This is a genomic window from Pseudoalteromonas sp. SR41-1 (assembly GCF_014164015.1).
GTDB classification, from domain to species: Bacteria; Pseudomonadota; Gammaproteobacteria; order Enterobacterales; family Alteromonadaceae; genus Pseudoalteromonas; species Pseudoalteromonas distincta.
Map to the genome: position 1 here is coordinate 68,672 of NZ_JACJEK010000012.1, position 17,614 is coordinate 86,285.

General features: G+C 39.1%; 17 protein-coding genes. 6 read left to right on the forward strand and 11 right to left on the reverse strand.

The features are described 5' to 3' along the window. The first annotated feature begins 140 nt into the window (after positions 1-140). Positions 141-557 (forward strand): MgtC/SapB family protein, encoded by a 417-nt coding sequence (locus H5118_RS12035; protein WP_002960738.1) that lies wholly within the window; start codon positions 141-143, stop codon positions 555-557. A 149-nt stretch (positions 558-706) separates the two neighbouring features. After that, a complete protein-coding gene (locus H5118_RS12040) occupies positions 707-1,891 on the forward strand; it encodes a DUF1624 domain-containing protein (protein WP_182748954.1) in 1,185 nt (394 codons plus the stop codon). Positions 1,892-1,968: 77 nt separating this feature from the next. On the opposite strand, the gene H5118_RS12045 is transcribed toward H5118_RS12040, so the two are convergent. After that, positions 1,969-3,876 carry a beta-ketoacyl synthase gene (locus tag H5118_RS12045; RefSeq protein WP_182748955.1) on the reverse strand — a complete coding sequence of 636 codons (1,908 nt, stop codon included), beginning with the start codon at positions 3,874-3,876 and terminating at the stop codon, positions 1,969-1,971. Between the two features lie 126 nt (positions 3,877-4,002). On the opposite strand from H5118_RS12045, the gene H5118_RS12050 reads away from it, so the two are divergent. Continuing rightward, a complete protein-coding gene (locus H5118_RS12050; RefSeq protein WP_138488986.1) occupies positions 4,003-5,013 on the forward strand; it encodes a GlxA family transcriptional regulator in 1,011 nt (336 codons plus the stop codon). Between the two features lie 88 nt (positions 5,014-5,101). Next, complete coding sequence (locus H5118_RS12055) at positions 5,102-6,328, forward strand: EAL domain-containing protein (protein ID WP_182715340.1); 1,227 nt, start codon at positions 5,102-5,104, stop codon at positions 6,326-6,328. Between the two features lie 16 nt (positions 6,329-6,344). Here H5118_RS12055 and H5118_RS12060 read toward each other — a convergent pair whose 3' ends face one another. Genes H5118_RS12060 through H5118_RS12070 form a run of 3 tightly spaced genes read right to left on the reverse strand, consistent with a single transcriptional unit; the run spans position 6,345 to position 9,377 of the window. Beyond that, on the reverse strand, positions 6,345-6,857 hold the full coding sequence (locus H5118_RS12060) for an MgtC/SapB family protein (protein ID WP_002960746.1): 513 nt from the start codon (positions 6,855-6,857) through the stop codon (positions 6,345-6,347). A gap of 8 nt (positions 6,858-6,865) precedes the next feature. Then, positions 6,866-7,978, reverse strand: coding sequence for a GNAT family N-acetyltransferase/peptidase C39 family protein (locus H5118_RS12065; protein ID WP_182694986.1), 1,113 nt, complete (start codon positions 7,976-7,978; stop codon positions 6,866-6,868). A 4-nt stretch (positions 7,979-7,982) separates the two neighbouring features. Then, on the reverse strand, positions 7,983-9,377 hold the full coding sequence (locus H5118_RS12070) for a RimK family protein (RefSeq protein ID WP_182748957.1): 1,395 nt from the start codon (positions 9,375-9,377) through the stop codon (positions 7,983-7,985). Between the two features lie 303 nt (positions 9,378-9,680). On the opposite strand from H5118_RS12070, the gene H5118_RS12075 reads away from it, so the two are divergent. Then, entirely contained in the window at positions 9,681-10,019 is a 339-nt protein-coding gene (locus H5118_RS12075; RefSeq protein WP_182748959.1) for a zinc ribbon domain-containing protein YjdM, read from the forward strand. 272 nt (positions 10,020-10,291) lie between these two features. Here the strand turns inward: H5118_RS12075 and H5118_RS12080 are convergent, their stop codons facing one another. From H5118_RS12080 to H5118_RS12110, 7 genes are all read right to left on the reverse strand, one after another. Further along, complete coding sequence (locus tag H5118_RS12080) at positions 10,292-10,501, reverse strand: zinc ribbon domain-containing protein (protein WP_007582647.1); 210 nt, start codon at positions 10,499-10,501, stop codon at positions 10,292-10,294. Between the two features lie 199 nt (positions 10,502-10,700). Further along, entirely contained in the window at positions 10,701-11,018 is a 318-nt protein-coding gene (locus H5118_RS12085; RefSeq protein ID WP_182748961.1) for a type II toxin-antitoxin system RelE/ParE family toxin, read from the reverse strand. Then, positions 11,006-11,263, reverse strand: a complete 258-nt coding sequence (locus H5118_RS12090) for a type II toxin-antitoxin system Phd/YefM family antitoxin (RefSeq protein WP_010555056.1) — start codon at positions 11,261-11,263, stop codon at positions 11,006-11,008. The genes H5118_RS12085 and H5118_RS12090 overlap by 13 nt, the downstream gene beginning before the upstream one ends. 323 nt (positions 11,264-11,586) lie before the next feature. Next, the gene (locus H5118_RS12095) at positions 11,587-12,063 is read right to left on the reverse strand and encodes a GreA/GreB family elongation factor (RefSeq protein WP_007582643.1); all 477 of its coding nucleotides are present in this window, start codon (positions 12,061-12,063) and stop codon (positions 11,587-11,589) included. A 181-nt stretch (positions 12,064-12,244) separates the two neighbouring features. Continuing rightward, positions 12,245-13,180, reverse strand: coding sequence for a protein translocase subunit SecF (gene secF / locus H5118_RS12100; protein WP_182748963.1), 936 nt, complete (start codon positions 13,178-13,180; stop codon positions 12,245-12,247). Beyond that, the gene (gene secD / locus H5118_RS12105; RefSeq protein ID WP_182748965.1) at positions 13,173-15,011 is read right to left on the reverse strand and encodes a protein translocase subunit SecD; all 1,839 of its coding nucleotides are present in this window, start codon (positions 15,009-15,011) and stop codon (positions 13,173-13,175) included. The genes secF and secD overlap by 8 nt, the downstream gene beginning before the upstream one ends. Before the next feature lie 108 nt (positions 15,012-15,119). Continuing rightward, positions 15,120-15,581, reverse strand: coding sequence for a hypothetical protein (locus tag H5118_RS12110; protein WP_182736079.1), 462 nt, complete (start codon positions 15,579-15,581; stop codon positions 15,120-15,122). 101 nt (positions 15,582-15,682) lie between these two features. Here H5118_RS12110 and H5118_RS12115 point away from each other — a divergent pair, with 101 nt between their 5' ends. Further along, positions 15,683-17,461, forward strand: coding sequence for an ABC transporter ATP-binding protein/permease (locus H5118_RS12115; RefSeq protein ID WP_182748967.1), 1,779 nt, complete (start codon positions 15,683-15,685; stop codon positions 17,459-17,461). Positions 17,462-17,614 lie beyond the last annotated feature (153 nt).

Sequence of the window (17,614 nt, forward strand, 5' to 3'; positions counted from 1 at the left end):
AGTAATAAAAACATGTAAAAGTTTCCTCAATAATTTTTATTAAACTCAGCTTCCTACAATAAACCATTGATTATTAGTTATTTATGCAATGGCCCACTGTTTGCTTATTATTAACAAAATTAACCCGCATAGGCTCAATAATGGAAATTGATTTACAGTGGAATGAAATCATCGATAACTTAATACATTTAGGTATTGCCTACCTACTTGCGCTACCTATGGCTTACGACAGAGAGCGTAGCCATGATGGTGCAGGCCTTCGTACCTTTCCTCTTGTTGCTGTTGCATCGTGTGGGTATGCATTAATAGCGATGTCGGTTTTAGATGGCGCAGAAGCTCAATCTAAAATGTTGCAAGGCATCATTACTGGCATTGGTTTTATTGGCGGTGGCGCAATTTTGAAAAATAACAAATCAACCTCCGGTACAGCAACCGCAGCCAGTATTTGGAATATGGGCTTAATTGGTATAGCTGTGGCCTATAGCCGTTACGAAATAGCCATTTTGCTTGCCATTATTAATTTTATAACGCTAAGGTATGTAAAAAAGTTTAAGTGATAATTGGCTGTATTATTACAAGTAATGCGAGCAAATATTGGTCGTATTACGTGTGTATAATCACTGGTAAAATATAAATACACGATTTCAATTTGATACAATATAACATATAATAAATACAGTTTTAAATCACTCTATATAGCTCTCTTATGCCGCTACCTTCAACCGATAACCGCTTACATCATATTGATATATTACGGGGCATTATAATTATATTTATGGTTATTGACCATGGTATGTATTATTGCCTTAATTACTCAGTTACCGATCCGATGACTATTCCAGGGACTGATCCCGTTACCTTTTTTACGCGTTTTGTTTCTCACTTTTGCGCACCACTCTTCGTATTCTTAGCAGGTCTATCTGCGGCAATAACAGAGCATAAATATGTATCCACTAAAGCATTTTCACAGAGCTTGATTATTCGTGGTTTAGTGCTAATTTTGTTTGAATTTACTATTGTTTCGTGGTCTTGGAGCTTTAACCCATTATACCCAATGCTATACGCACAAGTTATTTGGGCTATCGGCTGGGGCTTTGTTATTTTAGGACTGCTGCGTTTCCTGGGCATTTATGCCATTTTTGTAGCAGGCTTATTACTCGTGTTTGGGCATAATTTATTTGATGGAACAAGCTTTGAGCCTAATACATTTGCACATACTGCTTGGTCTATTGCACATCAAAAAAATGTACTTGATCTCCCTTTTGATTTTCAAATTAGAACAACCTACCCAGTTGCCCCTATTGTTGGCTTAATGGCATTGGCATATTGCGCTGGTGTTTATTACAAAGCGCAACAATACAGTAAAAAAGTGATGAATCACGCATTGTTATTAGGGGTTACTTGCCTTGCGCTTTATGGCATTTTACGTGGGTTTAACTTATACGGTGACATGTCACAGTTTGCTATACATACAAGCTCATTACTCACTGTTATATCGTTTCTAAACCCAACAAAGTATCCGCTTTCGCTGCAGTTTATGTTACTTACTGTTGGCCTTGGGCTTATTTCTTTAAAGGCATTAAGTGGTTTAAAAACCGATTTTTCGCATAACTTTTTACAAGTCCTGGGTAAAACAAGTATGTTTTCATACCTTGTGCATTTGTATTTATTACATGCTATTGCTTGGTTACTTATACCTATTCTTGGCTTTAATTTTAGCGATATGACCTACGCAGATACTCTCGTTGGTTTGCCTGAAGGTTATGGCATGAGTTACACAGCAACACTTTTATTTATAGCCGTTGTAATAGGGCTAACAACCCTACTCGCTAAGCGATACATTGTTTGGAAGCGAAGCCACAAACATAGCTTAATTGCTAAATATATATAGCGTTTATACAAGTTAGCACAAAATAATAGACATTAAAAAAGGCGCTTAAAAAGCGCCTTGCTAACAAGTATGTGTGCTTAAAACATATCTTGATAGGAGTTTGTTGTGCTAAACGTAATTGCTTTTTCAAAGCCTGGTAACTGAATACTTTGCTCGTCTATTACAATGTCGTTGTCGTCAATAAGTCCGTCGCCAAAGCGATAAATAAGCTCGTACTGGCCTAAATCTGCTTGCGTTTGATACGTTTTCTGCGAAGCGCTAACCACACTATTTTTCTGTGTGTAACTAGTCATAACATCATCGCCATGGCGCTTAGCAAGCATTTGCATTGTTACTTTTGGTGAAAGTACAGTCGCTGTTGCATTGTTTCCGCCAAAGCCTTTTGAATTTATAAAAGCAATATCCATATCAGCGCATTCGTAATGGCTATTACGAATATCAAGATGGTCGCTATAAACATCATCAGCCACTTTATCAATAGTGGTAATACCCGGCATAATATTATGACTAAATATGCCTAACGCAATCGCTAACTGGTCACCACTTGCAGGTGCAATAGTATGGCCAACATACGCTTTTGGCGCTGTTACTTTCCAGTTATCAATAGCAAACGTTTGCGCTACTTTATGATAAATCAAAGACTCTGTTACACGGTTTTGCGGTGTACTAGAACCATGAGCTAAAATAAAGCTACGTTCTTGCAGTGCTTCTTTACCTAATAAGCTGCTAGCAAGTGCAGCTGATTTTGCCATTGTAATATAGTTACCAGGTCCAGGTGATGTAATCGACTTTTTAACGCCATCTGCATTTACAAACACATCCGGTACGCTGCCCATAATATCAGCGCCCAACTCAAGGGCTAAAGCATCATCCATTAAAATAGCAACTTGCGCGCCTTCACCTAATGTAAAGCCACAGTTATCGCCAAATGGGCGACTGCTAGTACGGTAATCTGGTTCTTCATCATTTGATAAGTTATCTAAACGGCGCAAACCTTCAACGTTTGCAAGTGCACTCATGTTACCAAAGCCTTCTACAACTTCTGGTGTAATAGCGCACTCAACACTTGCGACAACCGCAACGCGTGTGCGCCCTGCTTGTATGTCATTAACCGCTGCACGTAAATTATATAAAAACGTTGCACATGCGCCCGAGGTCGAAAACGTAGTACCTACATTGCCCGTAACATAGGCATTAATAAAATCGGTAGACATTGTATTTAAGCCCAGTGCTAACTGCTTAGTGCTAACACGGTCGCCTTGTTGGCGCGCCTTTACTAAACCACCTAGGCCTTTGTCGTCCATTTGGCCAATTACCGATGCTGAATAGGTACCAATTTTATCTGGCTCTACGCTATTCATAATATGCTGCCAATCAAGCCCAGTTGATTTAATCGCATCTGTAGCTGCAAAAATAGTGGCTTGCAAACCACGAGGCTGATAGCGGCTGTTATACATAACTGATGGATCAAACCCAGTCGGAAATTGCCCAGCAGATTTAATTGGGTTATCGCGTGTTGAGTCATGCTTTACGTCTAAGTCGGCTGCAATAGTTACTTTAACTTTTTTGCCTTCAAGCTCTTCAACTTGCCAGCTAGCTGGAATAGGTGCAGGTAAGTCGCGAGCACGCGTTTCAAACACAATTGCGTTATCGCTTGATGCGGTTAGTGTCATTTTTTGCTGCCACGGTGTTGCGTCGGCATCAAAGTGTTCTTTTTCAATTTTACGAATAAGTGTACCAGCAATAATTTGCTCACCAAAGCGTGCTTCTATGTCGCTTTGCTCAACATTATTACCTTGTGTATCTTGTAATTGGCCGTTTACAACGCTTACTAGATTCATCAGTGTGGCGAGGCCTAAAAATGTTTCACTGCGATCTTGAGCATTTAAACTATCTAACACGATACGGCGATAACCTTGATGAAAAGAAGTACGGCCAGCGGCGTTAATGCCACCCATGCCTACTATAACGGGTAATGCTGTCATAATTTACCTTTTAGAAACGTGTTATAAGGAGAAGAGGCAGTTTAAATGGATTATGCACCACACATTGTGCTTTAATAGCCAAATATTCAGCACAAAAGGCCAAAATGTACTGGTCGGAGCATTTATATGACTGATAAACACACTAATCCACCTCTAAACATTGCTATAGCGGTATATCCGCATTTATTAGTGACTAGTTTAACGCTGCCTATAGAAATGCTAAGAGCCGGCGAGGCCTTTGCTAAAGGGCATCTTGATAAGCAAAGCTTTAGGCCACTTGCTATAAATTTAGTGGCTAAAAGTGCTGAATCTATACCCACCCGTGCAGGCCTTGCTATAAATCCTGATTGCATAACAACTAACGCGCCCTACAGCGATTTGATTATAGTGCCGGGTATTTGGCGGAACCCACGCCCAGTGGTGCGAACAAATCAAGAAATAGTTGATTGGCTAAGTGAAAGCTTTAGCGCAGGCAGCCATATAATTGGTGTCGGTACTGGCAACTGTTTATTAGCTGAGGCTGGCTTACTTGATGGCCACCCTGCTACCACCCATTGGCATTACGCCAAACAATTTAGCCATGACTACCCGCAGGTGCGCTTAAAGCCCGACTTTTTTATAACCCAATCAGAGCGCATGTATACCGTAGCAAGCCTTAATGCCCTTGCAGATGTTATCGTACATATTATCAGCCAGTACTACACAAAAGCCGCCGCGCAGCATGTAGAGCGTAATTTTTCGCACGAAATACGCAAACCCTACGAAGATCAACGCTATTTAGAAGGTGCAGTAGACCGCCACCCCGATGAGCTAATTGCGCAAATTCAATTTTGGCTAAAAACGAATTTAGCCACCGAGCTAAACTTGCAAGAAGTCGCTGCCCAATTTAGCTTAAGCTATCGTACTTTTACCCGCCGCTTTAGAGCCGCAACGAACCAAAGCCCTATTGAGTATTGGCAACAATTACGCGTAGAAGGTGCGAAAGAGTTATTAGCATCATCAAATTTATCAATTCAAGAAGTGGCTTTAGAAGTTGGATATAACGACCAAGGGCATTTAACCCGCGTGTTTAAAAAAGTATTAAGCCAAACACCCAGTGGCTACAGAAAAGTAGTTAGGAGAAAGTTGTTTGGCTAACCAGTGACGACACTCTAAATTGGCATTTTTTTATACATAAATTATACTCTTATCAATAATATAATTTACGCCATACCAAGGTAACTGCATGAGAGATAAACTTAGTAAGCACCTTTTTGATCCACAAAGCGATGCTTCTATTGAATCAAAGTTATTAAAGTTACTTTCACTTGTACGAAAACATTTAAGTATGGAAGTCGCGTTTATTTCAAAATTCACCAATACTGAGCGCGTTTTTAAAGTGGTAGATAACCAAACTACAAATACATGCGTATCAGTAGGTAATTCAGATCCAATTTGCGAAACTTACTGTAAAAAAATATCTGATAACGAGCTAGAACAAATAATCCCTAATACTCTTGAGCACCCAATAACCCGCAACATGCCAGTCACAGAAAAGCTAAATATTGGCTCTTATATTGGTGTACCCATTATTTTATCCACCGGAAAAGTTTATGGAACTTTTTGCTGTTATAAAACCGTATTAGACAATGCCCTGAACGACAAAGATTTGTCATTTCTTAGGCTCATTTCTGAAATAGCTACTGAGTTAATCGAAAAAAAAGTTCAGTCTGACATTTTAAATAATGAGTCAAAGTCGCTTATTGAAAATATTATAAAAACAAACGATATTACGATTTATTTTCAGCCCATATTTAATTTATCAACCAACCAACTTTCGGGTTATGAATCTCTGTCACGCTTTTTTATTGAACCCTATAAAACACCTGATATTTGGTTTAAAGATGCTGAAAAACTGGGTTTAGGAGAAGCATTAGAAATACTTGCTATACAAAATACATTACATTGCTTAGATCAATTTGATGAAAAAGCTTATATCACTATAAATACTTCACCTCAGCATATTTTATCAGGCTCAATAGACAAAGTATTACAAAGCATCGATTGTAATAGAATAATTTTAGAAGTGACTGAACATTCACCTATTTTAGACTACCAAGCGATGCGAACTGCACTTCAACCATTAAGAAGCAAAGGCGTAAGATTAGCTATAGATGATGTTGGAGCTGGCTATTCGTCTTTTCAACATATTTTAGAATTAGAGGCAGATATCATTAAGTTAGATATAAGCCTCACTCAAAATATAAATAAAGACAGTAGAAAGTTTTTATTAGCTAAAGCACTATGCGGATTTGCCAAAGCTATTAATTGCTCAATTGTAGCTGAGGGTATAGAAAATCAAGATGAATTAAACACACTAAGAAAACTAGGCGTTGATAACGTACAAGGCTATTTTATTGGGCGCCCAGCGCCTATTGAAGATGCCATCCAATATCAAACAATTACGCTATAATTAATAAACGCCACTTTTAGTGGCGTTCTGATTCGTTAAATTCTTTTCGATAATAGCGCTTTTGATAGTTTTTTACTTTAGTGTGTACGCCTTTGCTTAAGCTTTTAAATTTAGCCTCAAGTACGTCTACACCGTATAAAATACCGACCACCAGCACCGAGAGTTTTATTGCAGCCCCAAGGTTTTCTGTCGCTATCATCACGCCTATTGATGCAAGCACCCAAATGGTTGCAGCAGAGGTTACGCCAACTACCGCACCATCTTTTGCGAGCATAACGCCTGCCCCTAAAAAGCCAATACCTGTAATTATTTGCCCAACTACACGAGAATGATCTATTACATCCCCTTGTAAATTAAACGCAGTGGATAAAAACAAATACGTACCCAACGTTATTAGGGCTGATGTACGAATACCTACAGGCTTGCCGCGCAATTGGCGCTCTATTCCAATAATAGCACCACAAAAAGCCGCAGTACCAATAGCTGCCCATGAATACGGGGCTACATCAATTAAATCTAAAAAAGTCACTGTTAACCTTATATTTTATTAGCTATAGCCACCGCCGTTCTTAAACGTTGGCTACCAAACGCTGACATTTTGCTAAAATCACTTCGTGCAATAGGTACATATTGGCAATCTATTGCGAGCTGTTTATCGTTACCGGGCTCACAAAACGGATCGTGAACATACACGCAGTGCTCATCAAGGTGCGTAACACACACCCAGTGTGGCGATTTTTTGCCATCAAAACTGTATGTACTAATTAATAACAGCACACTAAAGCCTTTACTTAACCACTGCTCAATATGCTCAAGCTCTACATCTTTATACGTAAGCGGTATATTTGCTTGTGCAATACCATCTACAAATTGTTGATGCACGGTGGCAAGTACCACTTTTTTGTTTTCGTTACGTACGCCATCTAAAAACAAAGGCTCTGTGGTATTAACCATTACCTCGCTTTTAAAACCACGCTTATTAGCCCCAAGTGCCAAACCAAACGGATGGCAACCACCATGACCCGATGTCATAAAAATGGTGGTACCTTCACGCCAAAGTGCCAGCTCATGCGATTGGGTAAGCTCAGTTGTTGGCTCAAGTGCGCCCATTGCCATTAATAGTGCAGCAGGTCCGCACGTAAACTCAGTAGTTTGCTGATACCACGGCGTTAAACGCGCCACTTTTAACTCACTCGTTTGTCGAATGTTTTTTTGCATTCGTAGTGCGTCACTGTGGTCATCGTAATAATCGCTATATTGACCAAACACTCTGTAACCTAAGCTTTTATAAAGCCCTATCGCACCTTCGTTATTTACAGCCACTTCTAAACGAAGGTAAATACGCCCTCGCTCATACGTTTCTTTTTCAAGGCTAGTAAGCAATGTCTTTGCAACGCCCTTACCTTGCATTGTGGGTTTTACAGCAAGCGAATATAAACGCGCTAAACGAGTCCCTTTATGGCACCACACTAATCCATATCCACATACTTGCTCGCCATTTTGGGCAACGAGTAAAATACCGTGTTTTGCACTAAGCCAGCGTTTTAAACTACGCGGACTTAATTTATCGTTATTAAAGCAAGCGTTTTCAACGTCAATCAGTGCATTTAAATCACTACTAAGCGCCTTTCGAATAACAAGGTTGCTCATGTTATTACCCACGGCCTCGTGCTTCTAAGCGTTGTTTAAACTCATCCATAATGATCATGTATAGCTCGTCGCCTAAATAGCCGTCTTCTACCTTGTGATCAATACTTGGGTTGTCGTTTACTTCAAGTACATATGCTTTGCCTTGATGCTCTTTAACATCTACGCCATATAAACCCCTACCCACTGTTTTACATGCTTTTAATGCTGCATCTAACACCGCTTTTGGTAACTCAAAGGTTGGTAGAGTTTCAAAGCCGCCAGAGAAAAACCGTTTAGCGTCGTGGTTATAAATTTGCCAATGGTTACGCGCCATTAAATAGCGGCATGCATAAATTGCACGGCCATTTAACACACCCACTCGCCAATCATATTCGGTATACATGTACTCTTGTGCAAGCACTAATGCGCTATATTCAAACAGCTCTGTAAGTTTAGCGGCAAGCTCATCACGGTTTGAAACTTTAAACACACCTTTTGAGAACGACCCTTCAGGCATTTTTAAAACAAGCGGATACGTAAACGCTTCTTCTAATTGCTCAAGCGTTTCATTTGCTTGATCAGCCACTACAACCGTTTTTAAACTTGGCACTTTTTGGTAATTAAACGCATCGTGTAAATACACTTTATTACAACAACGTAAAATAGACTCAGCATCGTCAATAACCACTAAACCAAGGCTTTGCGCTTTGCTTGCAAGGCGGTACGTTGGGTGGTCAATCGCTGTAGTTTGGCGAATAAATAACGCATCAAACTGGGCAATATTGTCAATTTCGTCAAAGCTTAATGCTTGTGCATAAATACCGTGTTTAGCCGCTGCCTTAATAAAACGTGCAATGGCGTCTTTGTCACTCGGTGGTACTTTTTCGTTATGATCAACAAGTATTGCCATGTCCCATCTAAAACGACGTTGCACAGAACTAATACGCCACTGTGTTTTAGTAAAGTTATCTAGCTTGGCTACAAATTCGCTGTACTGCTGCTCGTTTAAAGACGACATCGAGCCTTGTTGCAATAATCCTTGTTCATCAACAAATAAAATAGGAGCTGGGTATTGTTTAAATACCGACTTTGCCGCTTTTGATTGTAAATCGTTTTGGGCATTACCAAAGTAAAGTGTGCCGTCTATTTGGCCCACATTTAACATAGCTGCTTGGCCACTACGAAGAGCATTAATGGTTTTTACACTGGGTAAAACTTGGTGCTTGCGCGCCTCTGCAAGTAATGAGCAATAGTAACCTTTGCTCAAGTATTGGCTTGAGTCGCACAGATTAATAATGCGTGTTTTTGGTTCGTTATGTTTTGGGTAATCACGTAAGTAGGTATTAAACGTAATTACATTTTCGAACGATTGAGCAAGCGTTTGCTCGTTGTTATCAACCACAATTAAGGTTTTAAACACGACTTTTCCTAGTTAAGTCAAAATATAAAAAGCATGCTTAGTAAAATACTAAGCATTATAAATAGAAACACCCATCGTACTAAGTGGGCATTGCGCGAATCACTTAATATGATGGGTGCTTTAACAGGTACCTACTGTACGAGTTAGCGCTTAAATTGCTTAAGCGACATGTGCTTTATATGCCCTTTTTTAAAAACGCACAAACGAGATATTTTTAGCGTGAAGATAAAAAATATTGATTAACTATATTTTCCACCTAATGCAGATTAAAATACGCAAAACAACACCTTATGAGAGTTAAAAATGTCGCTGCCTGCTTGCCCAAAATGCCAATGTGAATATGTTTACGAAGACCAACAACTGCTTATTTGCCCCGAGTGCGCTCATGAGTGGAACCCAAATAACACAAACGATGAAGACGCAATTTTAGTAAAAGATGCCAACGGCACTTTACTTAATGATGGCGATAAAGTGACCGTAGCCAAAGATTTAAAAATTAAAGGCAGCTCGCAAGTAATTAAAATTGGCACCAAAGCGGTCGTTAGAAGAGTGCTTGATAAAAAAGATCACGAACTTGATTGTAAAGTAGAAGGCATTGGCGAAATGATGGTAACAGCGAAATTTGTGAAAAAAGCTACCTAAAATTGGATATTTAAAATATAGGATGTTAGATGAAAAATCATAAAAATAAATTCATCCAAGCCTTATGGCCTGTTATTGAAGCCTATTATTAGTGCGTATAATAGATTTTGTTTAACTGCTATTAGTTGGTGTATATCTAAAGGTCCACCTACATTTAATAAGGCGAATTATCGCTTAGGTATATTTAAGCATTTAACCTCCTCAGCTTAATGAGGAGGTATCTCTTGAACTGATCAGTTTACATTTCAATTAAAGTGCTTTTTAAGCTTTGATTACCCAGTAAAGAAATCAAATACGTTACCAAGTGTTGATGATGAACCTTTATAAAATTCAGTAAAACTACATCGACTGCATGTCACAGCGGTGTACTTTTTATTTTGAACATCAAAAATTCTTGACCAAAAGCCACCCGAAACTCTTATTTCACCGGTATCAAATTCGTTATTATTACACTTAGAGCAAGACCAATTGTTATGTCTCATATTTCAACCTCCATATTATTTATATACGGTATATTAAACACTTAAGGAACGTGTGTAGCAATTTTTTTTAATAAACAAACCAAAATTTAGTTCTTATATTTGTTAAGTTGGAATTTTGATAGATGTTTGGATAGCTTTTTAATAATTGCTTCTTATAATAATTAGTATGAGGGTCATACTAATTTCACTCAGGGATTACCTACTTGTTAGCTGTATATTGCGTTAGCAACAAAAATTTTCGTAAGTCTCGTTCTTGTCTCATTACGTGCAAAATATATACTTTATTGTTATCTTTCTTGTAAAATATACGACAAGGATTCACGACCAGTTCAAGATAATTTAGGTTAGCTAACTCAATTGGTTTTTTACCTGATTCAGGAAAGGGTTCGAGACGTTCAACTTTTTCAAATATTTTGGCAACCAATTTTTTCGCTGACTGCAAATTGCTTAATGCGATATATTCAGCGATATCGTTAAGATCATCCAAAGCTGGATTAGTCCAAATTATTTCAGCCATTTATTCATTTTATCTTTAGCTTCAACATTCGACATCGTTTCACCACGACTTATTGCCTGCTCTCCTTTTGCAAGAGACTCAAGAATTTGCATACGCTTTTGCATAAATTCATAATCATCAACATCTACTAAGTATGCAGATGGTTGTCCATGTTCAGTTATCAACACAGGTTCTTTAGAGGAATGAAGTTCAGATAATATCTTCGTTGCTTGACGCTTCAATGTTGTTACTAGTTCTACTCTCATAATAATCCCCAAACAAATGTATCACTATAGTAGCACCGAGTAGCCAACTTGGGAAATACAACAAACGAGGCTGTAAAACCACTAAAATCAATTAAAAAGGGAGCACCTAACGTCAACCCTGCTCATTTTTAAACTATTAGGTACTTCTCATTATATGCCTTTGTACAAATTGAAATACACACCACGATACGCTATAAAAGCATTGCTGTAGGTTGGATAAATGGTGAAGCCATGCCATCCGACAATTAATTTATGAATATAAATAAGCGTTTATTTCGTTAGTATAGCTCTGCCAGCAAACGCTTCTCGTAAAAACCAAAGCTTTATAAGATCTCTACCACAACATATTCGTGGGCTTTACCTGCAATTGTTAACGTAATTTCATCATCAATCTGTTTATTTAATAATTGCTTACCCATTGGTGCGCCGGGTGTTACAACAGCAATTGCATGTTGTTTAACATTTACGGTTAAACCACCTGCTGCAGGGCCTAAATAAAACCATTTTTGCGCTGCGTTATCATCTTCTAAACACACCAACGAACCGATAGCTATTTTGTCGGTTGGCTTTTCGTTAAAGGCAGGCTCAAACAATTCTATGCTTTTATAGCAATCGTTTACGCGCTGGGCTTGGCCTTGTGCTAAATAAGCGGCTTCGAGCCCTAGGGTATCGTATTTGTTTTCGGCTATGTTTTCTTCATGTGTGGCGGTGTCGTGCGCGGTTTTTGCCGCTACTTTTGCTGTTGTAAGCTGCGCTTCTAGCGCAAAGCGAAGATGTTCGATAACGTGGGTTTTATTCATGGGGATTAGTACAATACAGGCAGTAAAAATAAGGTAGTTAGTTTAACATTTTTGCTAGGCTTAAAACCATTGTTTTAAACCCCCGCAAGTTTGGTGGGAATACTAGCGGGGCTTAAATTAGCATTAAACAAGCAAAGAGCTGTTGGTTGGTGCAGCTCTTTGCTTGTGCTTTATTAAAACCTTATGGCATATCTAATAATGTCTGCGTGTGGGTATCTACTTTAACTTCGTAGTTTTTAGCGCTTAAGCCCAATAGCTCTGGCAAAGTTGCCGCTATACAAATAGACGAGAACGTACCCACTACAATGCCGGTAAATAATGCAATAGCAAAGCCTTGCAGTGGTGCACCTGCAAGTAACCAAACGCTGGCAACCGTTGCAAGTGTGGTACCCGACGTTATTAAGGTGCGCGTTAGTGTGCTTTTAATCGCATTATTAATAATAGTCGCTGGGCTAAGTATATTGTTTGATTGAACACGTAAAAGCTCACGCACTCTATCCCCTACTATTATTGAGTCGTTAAGTGAGTAACCAATAATAGCCAGTAAACTTGCCAGTACGGTTAGGTTAAATTCAATTTGTAATAGTGAAAATAACCCAAGTACGAGTATTAAATCGTGCACTAGCGCAACCACAGACCCTACCGCTAATCGCCATTCAAAACGCACTGCAAGGTAAATCATTACCGCAATCATTGCAGCAAACATGGCTAAACAGCCTTGATCAAATAACTCATCGCCCACTTGTGAGCCAATATAAGCTGACGATAATACCTGTGCGTTTATATCATCGTTTTGTGTAACAGCGCTTTGCCAATCAAGGCTATTACCTGTTGTTGATGCACTTGGCGCTTCTCTTAATTGAAAATGACTATTACCTTGCGCGGTTAGCTCAAACTCACCGTTGTGATTTTTAGCAATAAACGATTGAAGCTCTTTTAGTTCAACACTTTGACTGGTTGTAAACTCAGTTAAATAACCGCCGGTAAAATCTAGGCCAAAATTTAAACCTTTTTGCGTAAGCGTAAATACGGATAGCAGCACTAAAATGGCACTTAAAAGCATACCCATAAAGCGTAAACGAGTGCCCTTTTCACCTTTCAAAAAAGTGTTAAGCATGTGCTTTTTCTCCTACTTTTTTACCCATTTTTAAATACAACGTTTGGCTTAATATTTTTGATACGTACACACCTGTAAATACAGACGTTAAAAGCCCCAGTGCGAGTGTAATGGCAAAACCTTTAACGGGCCCATAGCCTATGCCGTATAAGATAAGTGCGGTGATCATGGTGGTTATATTGGCATCAAATATTGTATTTGCGGCTTGTTTATACCCCTCTTGAATAGCTTGATATGGTGCACGGCCTTGGCGACGTTCTTCTTTAATGCGTTCAAATATTATTACGTTAGTGTCTACCGCCATACCTATGGTTAGCACCAGACCTGCAATACCCGGAAGCGTTAACACAACCCCTGGTAATAATGACATTAAGCCCACAAGCGACGTTAAATTTAATATAAGTGCTACGTTTGCAATAAGGCCTAAACGGCGATACCAAAGCGCCATAAATGCAAGCGTAATACCCATGCCTAACATAAGCGCGGCTAAGCCATTACTAATATTTTCGCTGCCGAGGCTTGGCCCTATTGTTTGTTCGTGCACAATTGTAACGGGTGCTGTAAGCGAGCCTGCACGTAATAACAATGCTAGATCGGCTGCCGCTTGTTGGCTTTTCATATTGGTAATACTAAAACGCGAACTTAAATGCTGAGCAATATTGGCAACATTAATAACTTCGCTTTTTTTAACTACTTCACCTTTAGCATTTTGAGAATACTCAGAGTAAACCGTCGCCATTGGCTTACCAATATTGGCTTTTGAAAACGCCGACATTGCATCCCCTCCTTGGCCGTCTAGGCTTAGCTGTACCAATGGTTTACCCCAATCGTCGCGGCCTATGTTTGCATTATTAATATGATCGCCTGTAAAAATTGGCACAGGATCGAGCTTTATCTTTCCGCCCGATTGCATATTAAATGTTTGCCCGCCAATTTCTTTTAATTGATAAAAACCAAGCGATGCTGTTGCACCAATAATACGCTTAGCTTCGGTTGGATCTTGCACGCCTGGTAGCTCTATACGAATTCGATGTTTGCCTTGTTGCTGTGTTACCGCTTCAGTAATGCCTAACTCTTCAATACGTGAACGAAGGGTTGTAAGTGTTTGGCCCATTACTTCTTTATCAAAGCTGCTGCGGCCTTGCTCTGAATAACTAAATTTGGCAGTTTTAACGCTGCCATTATTGCTTGTTACAACGGCTAAATTAGCAAAGCGGCTTTGCAACTCTTCAATAACGGGGGTTAACTTGTCTGTTGCATTAGGCAATGCGTTTATTTCAAACCCGTGCTGAGTTTGCTGCGCTTTTACGCCATGTGCTTTTTGCTTAATAATGATTGATTTAGCTTGTTGATACGCACTGACTAACTGCTCATCAACGGCTTTATCTAAATCTACGTCTAATACAAATAGCACACCGCCATTTAAATCAAGGCCCAGCTTTATTGGTGATAAACCAAAATTTTGTAACCATGTAGGGCTGGTTGCATGCTCAACAATTTTAACTTGCGTGTTTGGGTATTGCGCTTTTATAGCCGCTTGTGCCTGAGCGCTTTTAGTTGGCTCGTTTAAAAGTACATTAATAGTTGATTGCTTATCTAAACCCTGCTCAACCTCTAACCCTTGGTTATTTAAAAAAGTAACTAGCGTTTTAGTGCTCGGTAAAGATTGCGTTTCACTGTGCGGGCTATTACTTACGTGCAACCACGATTTATTTGGGTATAAATTTGGTAATGCGCTGATAGCTAATAAAACCAATACTATTAGCATGGCTATATAGCTTAATTTGAACTTAGCCGTAGACGGTTTTTTGTCTTTTTTAAAACTTAACATGTTGAATCCTTATTGCCAGCAAAGCTAGCAACGTACTTTTTAAAAGCACAATTAATCTGCAGGCTAAAACTTTAAAAGTTAAAACCTAATAAAATTAAATAAGGAAAATTAAGCGTGGTAGGTAGTTACAGCTCTGTAGAGTAAGTTAACGTCTTTCCAGCCACTCAAGCGCGACTTTTTACTATTAGTTACAAGCGTATACCAAGGCTGTATAGGATTAATCGCTCTTGGCCGTAAGAATATATGCCTAACAAGATTTTGAGCAAAAAATTCAAAAACCACATCGTATTCTGGTTCACTTTGAACAGTGTGCAAAAACAGTGATGAATTATTGGCAGTTAACCGTGGTTGGTGCGCGTCAAAATCGGTTTGATGAGTTTTTTTATGCTGCGCAGTATCTACAGACTTACTAATAGGCTGTATTTTAGTTAAATCGCCAATATCAATAAGCGAAACCTGCGTACTAATATTGATATTTAAATTTTGTGAGGCGCCCATAGCATTGCTCTGCACACTAAAAAGTGCAGCAAGTAGCAAAAAGGCAGTTAAAAACACTCTAAATTTAAACATTCACGTTTTAAAACTAAAATAAGGGATGCGTAGTATATAAGGGCAAGCATTTAAAATACAATGCTTATTAATTAAGTATTTAGTTTTAACAGAGATCACTAATGCGCCCCAGACAAAGCACAGAAAAACGCCCCGACGCCATGAATTTACGCCAAAGTGTAAAAACACTATGGCCCTACCTTACAAAATTTAAAGGCCCTGTTTTTATCGCACTTATGGCGCTTATAGGCGCAAAAGGTGCCACTTTGTTAATGCCTTGGGCGCTTAAAGAAATAATAGACTCGGTAGATAAGTCAATTAACCCACTGTTAGTTATCCCCGCTTTATTGTTATTGATGTACGGTGCACTGCGTTTTGCTAGCGTGTTTTTAGGTGAAATAAGAGATGCTGTATTTTCTCGCGTAACCGAGCACGCAATGCGTGATATTGGTTTAAAGGTATTTAAGCATTTGCACTCACTTGAGCTGGCTTTTCATTTAGATAGGCAAACTGGCGGTATTAGCCGCGATATAGAACGCGGTACAAGTGGGTTAAGCTTTTTAATGCGTTTTTTAATGTTTAACATTGTGCCTACTTTATTTGAAATACTTACCGTTGCGATTATTTTTGGCACGTTGTTTTCTGTTTGGTTTGCGCTGATTACATTATTGGCAGTCGCCATTTATATTACCTTTACTGTGGTGGTTACTCAGTGGCGAAACCGCTTTATTAGAGAAGCAAATGCTGCCGACAATAAAAGTAATACCCGCGCAATAGACAGCCTGCTTAATTATGAAACTGTAAAATATTTTAATAATGAGCAGTTTGAAGCCAAAACGTACGACACCTTTTTAGCAAACTGGGAAAAAGCCCGTTTAAAAAATAGAATGTCGTTGCTCGCCCTCAACTCAGGCCAAGCACTTATTATTGCCTGTGCTATTACCGCGTTAATGTGGTTGGGCTCAACCGAGGTAGTTGCAGGTACGCTTTCTATTGGTGAACTAGTGATGATCAACGCGTATATGATTCAATTGTTTTTACCGCTTAACTTTTTAGGCTTTGTGTACCGCGAAATAAGACGCGCGCTAACCGACCTTGAAAACATGCTTGGGTTACTTAACAAAAAACCACAAATAACCGATGCACTTAATGCTAAAGAGCTCAATATTAGCCAAGGTGAAATAACATTTAATAATGTAAGTTTTAGTTACGATGCGCATCGCCCTATTCTTAATAATCTTAGCTTTAGTGTTAAAGCAGGCAGCAAAGTAGCTATTGTTGGTGCCAGTGGGGCTGGTAAAAGCTCATTGGCTCGACTGCTTTATCGTTTTTATGATGTAAGCGCCGGTGAAATTAGTATTGATAATCAAGCAATAAACTCAGTAACACTTAATAGTTTACGAAAAGCCATTGCAATAGTGCCGCAAGACACCGTGCTGTTTAACACCACGATTCGTGAAAATATCGCTTACGGCAGACCATCAGCAAGCGATGCTGAAATTGACGAAGCCATTGCTATGGCGCATTTAAAAGACTTTATAGGCACACTTGATAAAGGCGATAAAACACTGGTTGGCGAGCGCGGTTTAAAAGTATCAGGCGGCGAAAAACAGCGTATTGCCATTGCCCGCGCTATTTTGAAAAAATCCCCTATTTTAATTTTTGATGAAGCAACATCTGCACTCGACTCTCATTCTGAGCAAGCAATTCTCGCAGCAATGCGTGAAGTTGCCAGTAACCATACGAGTATTGTTATTGCTCATCGGTTATCTACTATTACCGATGCAGACACCATTATTGTGCTCAAAGCCGGACAAATTATTGAGCAAGGTAAGCACGATGAGTTACTTACACTCGCCGGAGAATATGCCCGTATGTGGGAGCTTCAGCATAAAAAGTAAATAGAGTGTAACCCCTCTTAGCTCGGATACTTTCAAGTATTCGAGCTAAATAAAGCGTTTATAGAACCTATTAGCCTTTCTCTTTTCTCCTATATTAGCTTTATCGAGCACTGTGGTGATTCACCTCAAAAGATTTGTTTGTCTGATTAATAT

Excerpts from the sequence above, each read along its gene's own strand:
- H5118_RS12035 (WP_002960738.1), top strand. The coding sequence starts at position 141 with ATGGAAATTGATTTACAGTGGAATGAAATCATCGATAACTTAATACAT.
- H5118_RS12040 (WP_182748954.1), top strand. The coding sequence starts at position 707 with ATGCCGCTACCTTCAACCGATAACCGCTTACATCATATTGATATATTA.
- H5118_RS12045 (WP_182748955.1), bottom strand. The coding sequence starts at position 3,876 with ATGACAGCATTACCCGTTATAGTAGGCATGGGTGGCATTAACGCCGCT.
- H5118_RS12050 (WP_138488986.1), top strand. The coding sequence starts at position 4,003 with ATGACTGATAAACACACTAATCCACCTCTAAACATTGCTATAGCGGTA.
- H5118_RS12055 (WP_182715340.1), top strand. The coding sequence starts at position 5,102 with ATGAGAGATAAACTTAGTAAGCACCTTTTTGATCCACAAAGCGATGCT.
- H5118_RS12065 (WP_182694986.1), bottom strand. The coding sequence starts at position 7,978 with ATGAGCAACCTTGTTATTCGAAAGGCGCTTAGTAGTGATTTAAATGCA.
- H5118_RS12075 (WP_182748959.1), top strand. The coding sequence starts at position 9,681 with ATGTCGCTGCCTGCTTGCCCAAAATGCCAATGTGAATATGTTTACGAA.
- H5118_RS12080 (WP_007582647.1), bottom strand. The coding sequence starts at position 10,501 with ATGAGACATAACAATTGGTCTTGCTCTAAGTGTAATAATAACGAATTT.
- H5118_RS12085 (WP_182748961.1), bottom strand. The coding sequence starts at position 11,018 with ATGGCTGAAATAATTTGGACTAATCCAGCTTTGGATGATCTTAACGAT.
- H5118_RS12090 (WP_010555056.1), bottom strand. The coding sequence starts at position 11,263 with ATGAGAGTAGAACTAGTAACAACATTGAAGCGTCAAGCAACGAAGATA.
- H5118_RS12095 (WP_007582643.1), bottom strand. The coding sequence starts at position 12,063 with ATGAATAAAACCCACGTTATCGAACATCTTCGCTTTGCGCTAGAAGCG.
- secF (WP_182748963.1), bottom strand. The coding sequence starts at position 13,180 with ATGCTTAACACTTTTTTGAAAGGTGAAAAGGGCACTCGTTTACGCTTT.
- secD (WP_182748965.1), bottom strand. The coding sequence starts at position 15,011 with ATGTTAAGTTTTAAAAAAGACAAAAAACCGTCTACGGCTAAGTTCAAA.
- H5118_RS12110 (WP_182736079.1), bottom strand. The coding sequence starts at position 15,581 with ATGTTTAAATTTAGAGTGTTTTTAACTGCCTTTTTGCTACTTGCTGCA.
- H5118_RS12115 (WP_182748967.1), top strand. The coding sequence starts at position 15,683 with ATGCGCCCCAGACAAAGCACAGAAAAACGCCCCGACGCCATGAATTTA.